Source organism: Deltaproteobacteria bacterium (assembly GCA_003194485.1).
Classification (GTDB): domain Bacteria; phylum Desulfobacterota; class Dissulfuribacteria; order Dissulfuribacterales; family UBA3076; genus UBA3076.
Genome location: PQXD01000043.1, coordinates 1 through 5,908, shown reverse-complemented (window position 1 = coordinate 5,908; position 5,908 = coordinate 1). Strand labels below are relative to the sequence as shown.

The following is a 5,908-nucleotide window of genomic DNA, read 5'->3' as shown; positions in this document are numbered from 1 at the left end:
AAAATAAAATGTAAATATTCGGTGAACCCGTGGTCCACTGTGGAAGTTGCCATCCGTGCCCTTGCCGCAGGAGCGGTTTGCCTTTTGCAGGGTTTCGGGTAGCGGGCCGGATTGCACTGCCTCTCCGGTCTGCGATGAGTGAGCTTTGAAACCCGGAAAAAGGTAACCGCTTCAAGGCAGGATATAACGGGTTCACCGAATATTTACAATAAAATCTCTTTCAAACGGAATTAAACCCTACCAAAGGCGTTTCCGGTTGGCAAGAAATGAAGCCGGATAAACTACTTTTGAGCGGATGCAACTTCAAAACAAATAAAATCAGGGCCGCTTGCAAAATTCAAGATTTTGTTTGCTGAAAAGACCCTAAAAATAGACATTTTTGACCACAGGCAATTTTGATAATAGATTTCACTTGGGCTGGGCAACTCATCTTGACATATACCCAGCATATGGGTATGAATCTGTAGCTTGTCGGCCACTTAATTGACTCATTTATATAAGCAGTCTGTTCAGGATCCGACAATAATAAATAGCAAATACAGCCTGGCAGCAGGGAGCTGATTAATATGAAAAGGACCTTTCAGCCTAACAATTTAAAGAGAAAGAGGACCCATGGATTTCGTAAACGTATGAGTACAAAGGCAGGCCGCAGAATATTGAACAGGCGCAGAGCAAAGGGGAGACACAGTTTATCAGCGTAAAAGGTTATTGTGAAGTGAGCTCTCTTTACGTAAAGTGAAAAAGCCTTAAAATGGGCTGGTCTTTACATACCAAATCACTTTCGAGAAGAGAGAGGTTGACAGACGCGGAAAATTTTATCAGGGTCTATCGAGAGGGGAAACGAATAAAGCTGTACGGCCTCACTATTATATTTGCAGGAAATTCTTTGCCGTACTGCAGGATCGGGATAAGTGCCGGCAGAAGAATTGGTGGAGCCACCAGAAGAAATAGAGCAAAAAGGCTGATCAGGGAGTTATTCCGCACGAACAAGGGAATTTTTCCTCCTGGTCATGATTTGGTTTTTATGCCCTGCAGGGAATTTCTTCAACTTGACCGTAATGAACTCAGGAGCAATCTTGCCAAGGCATTTAAGGATCCGAACAGGTGTTAACAATTGAATACCAAGAATATATTAAGTAAGTTAATACTTTCCTTCCTTAGAATATACAGGCTATTGCTTTCTCCTGTTTTACCAATGTCTTGCCGTTTCGTTCCCAGTTGCTCTCGATACGCAGAGGAAGCCGTCATCAGGCATGGTCCCATTAAAGGTATGGTGTTGACTGCCAAACGACTCCTGAGGTGTCATCCCTGGACTCCGGGCGGATACGACCCTGTCCCCTGATTTTTCCGGTTTACGTTAAGAAGGTCTTTTGTAGCAGAAATTTTTACCTGACCGGCTGCTTTGCTTACCTGACTCCGATGGAAAGCCGAAGATTGTGATTAGAAGACGTCTCTGGTGATTAAGGTTTACTACAATGGATTCACGCACATTGTTGGCATTAGTTCTGTCCTTGGCAGTATTGCTTGTATTTCAGTATTTTTTGGGTGGTAATGTATCAAGGCCGCCTCGTGAAAAGACCGCTGATAAGGATGTCCCTGCAGCGGATTCCGGCAAGCAGGCCCCAGGCCATGAGTATGGGAAACCCGTTCGCACTTATGGGGGGGCCGATGTCTCCGTCCCCAGCGGCATAAGCCGCCCTGACATTCAAATTGACACAAAGGCACCGCTCCGCAAGGCAAGAGACTTCACTGTGGAAACGGATTTGTACCGTCTCGTTTTCTCAGAAAAGGGCGGGACGGTCAAAAATTACTTTTTAAAGGAATATCCGGCAACGCTTTCAGGCGACGCTGCTCCCGTGAATTTGATCAATGTCTCTCCCCCGTATCTACCTCTTGGACTTCGGCTGGAATCCCAGCCGCCGATAGACCTTTCGTCCTGTTTCTTTGAACCGGACAAGGAAGGCCTGAAACTTACAAAGGCCGACGAAGAAGCGCGGATGAAATTTACTTGCGATATGCCTAACGGTATTAAAGTCACAAAGACATACACATTTCATCAGGGAAGTTACTGGATAGATCTATCTATCCGGTTGTCAGGGGCGGGGACCATCCCGGGGTCGGTATTCTTGTACAATAAACCAGGCAAGAAAAAAAACAGGTTTACATTTGCAGGCCCTGCCTACTATGGCAACAATTCGTTGCAAGAAGTAAAACTAAAAAAAATGGGGGAAAAGCATACGTACACGGGTCAGGTTGACTGGATAGGTTATGGTGACAACTATTTCCTTACAGCTTTAATCCCTGTTGCCAGCCAGGGACCCTGGAATATATCGATTGAGAAAAAAGAGGCCGACGGCCTGACTGAAAGCCGGCTGACTGCACTCAAGCCGGCTCCTGGAAGCGCGGCACAGGGAGTCGAGATCTTAAATCTGGGGGTATATTTCGGACCAAAAGAAATCGACCGCCTGAACGCCCTTGGACACAATCTCTCCAAGGCCATAAATTTTGGTTGGTTTGATCCGATTGCCAAGCCTCTTTTATATATTCTCAAATTCTTTTTCAGATTTATTCATAATTACGGCATTGCCATAATTATTGTTACCATACTGATAAAGGTCGCCTTCTGGCCCCTGGCGCAAAAGAGCGCCAAGTCCATGAAGACCATGCAGAAACTTCAGCCGAAACTGGCCAAGCTGAAAGAAAGCTATGGAAATGATAAAGAGAAGCTGAATAAGGAACTCATGCAGCTCTATAAAACCTACAAAGTGAATCCCATGAGCGGCTGTCTGCCTATGCTGCTTCAGATCCCGGTATTTTTTGCCTTGTACAAAGTATTGCTTCAATCGATAGAACTGCGCCATGCCCCCTTCATGCTGTGGATAAACGACCTTTCAGCTCCTGACCGGCTGATGATACCAGGGGTAAACATTCCTTACCTGGGAGGCATACCGGTACTTACCCTGCTTATGGGCGTCTCCATGTATTTACAGCAGAAATTAAGCCCTTCTTCTCTTGACCCGACCCAGGCCCGCATGATGCAGTTTCTTCCGGTGATATTTACCTTTATGTTCATTAATTTTCCCTCTGGATTGGTGCTCTACTGGTTGGTTAACAACGTACTTTCTATTGCACAACAACACTATGTGAACAAATTTACAAATTAAGTGGAATAAAAGATAATGACAGACAATGAATCTTCTGTAGCAACACAAGGATCAAAAGAATTTGTCGGCAAAACCGTAGACTACGCCATAGAAGCTGCATGCAAATATTTTAAGGCAGAACCTGACGATCTTGAAATCAATATACTCACCCGGGGGTTCACAGGCATCTTCGGACTGGGGGGGCGCAAGGCCAAGATTCAGGCCGTGCTTAAAAAATCCAGATCTCAAGTCACAGAAGAAAAGACAGAAGAAGGAAGCGGGCAGGAGGAAGAGGCTGTGGCCGATCAAGGCATACTCGAACCGCCTGAATCTGAAGGAAGCATGATCGAATCCGGTGATATAGAGGCTCCGGAAGATCGGGATAAACACATCTCTCTGGCCCGTGAGATTGCCGAAGAGCTTCTGAATAAGGCCGGTCTTGCGGGACAGGTAGTGATTAAGATCGGCGAAGAAGGACCTTACCTGGATATATCCGGTGAAGATCTTTCTTTAATCATAGGGAAAGAGGGCCAGAATCTCAATGCATTAGAATACATAGTCAACCGTATTCTGCGACACAGACTCAAAAGCCACGCCGGGGTCAGGCTGGAAGCACAGAGCTACCGGGAAAAAAGAGAAAAGAGCATCTCGCTTCTTGCACACCGCACGGCAAAAAAGGCCCAGAAAACAGGGCGTCCGTTTACACTTCAGCCGTTGGGGGCCACAGAACGCAGACTGGTCCACCTGACCCTCAAGGACGTTAAGGGAGTACGCACTCACAGCATAGGCGAAGGAATCATGCGCAAGGTCGTGATCAGCCCGGTCCGCCGAACAGCCAAACAACGGCAACGCAATAAAAAAAATAGCAGTGCCTGACTGAATTATTTAGTCCATACCTTGATAATCGGCAGACTTTTTTCGGATTTCAAAGCATAATCCGGTGCAAATGCCGCTTATGTTGCAATCTGCCCGCGGTTGAAACCCTGCAAAAGTCTGCCGATTATCAAGGAGTGTAAACGGTTACGTGCCTGACATATATAGAGAGAACGACACAATAGCCGCCCTGGCAACTCCGTCAGGACCGGGTGGTATCGGGATAATCAGGGTAAGCGGTCCCCTTTCGGCACAACTTTTCAGATCCGTATTCCGGCCGGCAAAGCGGATTGAAATGATACAATCCCATCGGCTTTACTACGGCCGGGCCTGCAACCCACAGGATGGTGCCGTTCTGGATGAGGTCCTGGCCGTACTGATGAAGGCCCCTCACAGCTATACAAGAGAAGACGTACTGGAAATTCAATGTCACAGCGGTCCCGCAGTCTTACGTCACATTCTTGAGACACTGATCAAACAGGGTGCACGTCTGGCAGACCCCGGCGAATTCACAAAAAGGGCCTTTTTGAACGGCAGGATCGACCTCACCCAGGCAGAGGCCGTGCTTGATTTGTCCCTGGCTTGCGGGGACACCGCAGGACAGCTTGCGGTCAGGCAATTGCAGGGATGTCTGTCCAAAGGGATTAAGGAAATTCGTGATGCTGTCAAAGAATCCATGGCCGCACTTGAAGTAGCCATAGACTATCCGGATGAAGACATAGAAATTATCACGGAGACAAGGCTCAGGGAGCTTCTGATAACCGGTGCCCGGGACCCCCTTAATGCCATGATCGATGCATTCGATAGGGGAAAAATCTATAAGGAAGGAACAGAAGTCCTGATTGTCGGCAGGGCGAATGTGGGCAAATCCAGCCTTCTTAACGCCATGGCCTGTGAGGACAGAGCCATTGTAACTTCCATCCCGGGTACCACCAGGGACACGATAGAGGCGGCAGTTAACCTTGAAGGGATATTGGTTAGATTGATTGATACTGCCGGCATCCGGCCAGACCCTGATCTAATAGAAACGATCGGCATTGAAAGAATCCGAAAAAAGGCAAAACTCGCACACGCTGTTATCTGGATGCTGGATCTGAGTGAGCCCTTGCGTGATGAAGACTTCAAGGCCTTGGAGATACTGGATACCTTTACAAAGCGAAAAAAAATTCTCATAGCATTTAACAAGATAGATAAGGTTCATTTCTGGGAATCCGCAGCCGGAAAGCAGGCAAGCGAGATCTTCAACCGCCTGAAGGAGATGAAAGGAAACGTTTGGGTGGGGATATCTGCAATTACAGGAGAAGGGCTCGAGAGCCTGTCAAGGCTTCTTGTAAATAAATTATTGGATGATGCGCCGGCAGAGCCTCCTGATATAGTACCTAACATGAGGCAAAAAGAGGCCCTGGAGACGGCGCGCAAGGCTGTGAACAGGGCAATTGACAGTATTTCTCAGCGTGTCAGTCCTGATCTGGTTTCCATTGATTTAAGAGAGGCAATGAATGCCCTGGGAGAAATCACAGGGGACAGCGTCACTGATGAAGTGCTGGACCACATCTTCAGCCATTTCTGCCTTGGCAAATAGGTGAGCGTTTACAGGAGCACCGCATCTGCTTTGTTGCCTGCCTGCCGGCAGCCAGGCCGGGCACTTGAAGTACAGGGAGTACGTCTGCATACCCTCCGCCTCGCATCTGCAGCACCCTGTAAACGCTTACGGTTTGGCGGGTTGCAGGTAAATATAAATATCCGGTGAACCCGTAGTCTCACGTAACCGTTCACTGGAAGGGGATATTTCTTTTCACTTCACACTTCAGCCCCTTGTTTTCTTAAGGCTTTTGACATGGGGGAGTCTTGCCCCCTCCCCGTTCTCCTTCGCTGCGCTCAGGAGCCGGGGT

6 protein-coding genes are annotated in these 5,908 nt (G+C 47.8%); all 6 read left to right on the top strand.

Translation table 11 applies throughout. The annotated features are described in order from the left end of the window. Positions 1 to 566 precede the first annotated feature (566 nt). The gene (locus C4B57_11475) at positions 567 to 701 is read left to right on the top strand and encodes a 50S ribosomal protein L34 (protein PXF52067.1); all 135 of its coding nucleotides are present in this window, start codon (positions 567 to 569) and stop codon (positions 699 to 701) included. A 50-nt stretch (positions 702 to 751) separates the two neighbouring features. Next, positions 752 to 1,111: a ribonuclease P protein component gene (gene rnpA, locus C4B57_11470; protein PXF52066.1), complete on the top strand. Its 360-nt coding sequence runs from the start codon at positions 752 to 754 to the stop codon at positions 1,109 to 1,111. A gap of 18 nt (positions 1,112 to 1,129) precedes the next feature. After that, positions 1,130 to 1,342 carry a membrane protein insertion efficiency factor YidD gene (locus C4B57_11465; GenBank protein ID PXF52068.1) on the top strand — a complete coding sequence of 71 codons (213 nt, stop codon included), beginning with the start codon at positions 1,130 to 1,132 and terminating at the stop codon, positions 1,340 to 1,342. A gap of 133 nt (positions 1,343 to 1,475) precedes the next feature. Continuing rightward, a complete protein-coding gene (locus C4B57_11460; protein ID PXF52065.1) occupies positions 1,476 to 3,164 on the top strand; it encodes a membrane protein insertase YidC in 1,689 nt (562 codons plus the stop codon). Positions 3,165 to 3,179: 15 nt separating this feature from the next. Next, a complete protein-coding gene (locus C4B57_11455) occupies positions 3,180 to 4,019 on the top strand; it encodes a hypothetical protein (GenBank protein ID PXF52064.1) in 840 nt (279 codons plus the stop codon). 148 nt (positions 4,020 to 4,167) lie between these two features. Then, the gene (trmE, locus tag C4B57_11450) at positions 4,168 to 5,598 is read left to right on the top strand and encodes a tRNA uridine-5-carboxymethylaminomethyl(34) synthesis GTPase MnmE (GenBank protein PXF52063.1); all 1,431 of its coding nucleotides are present in this window, start codon (positions 4,168 to 4,170) and stop codon (positions 5,596 to 5,598) included. The last annotated feature ends 310 nt before the right edge of the window (positions 5,599 to 5,908 follow it).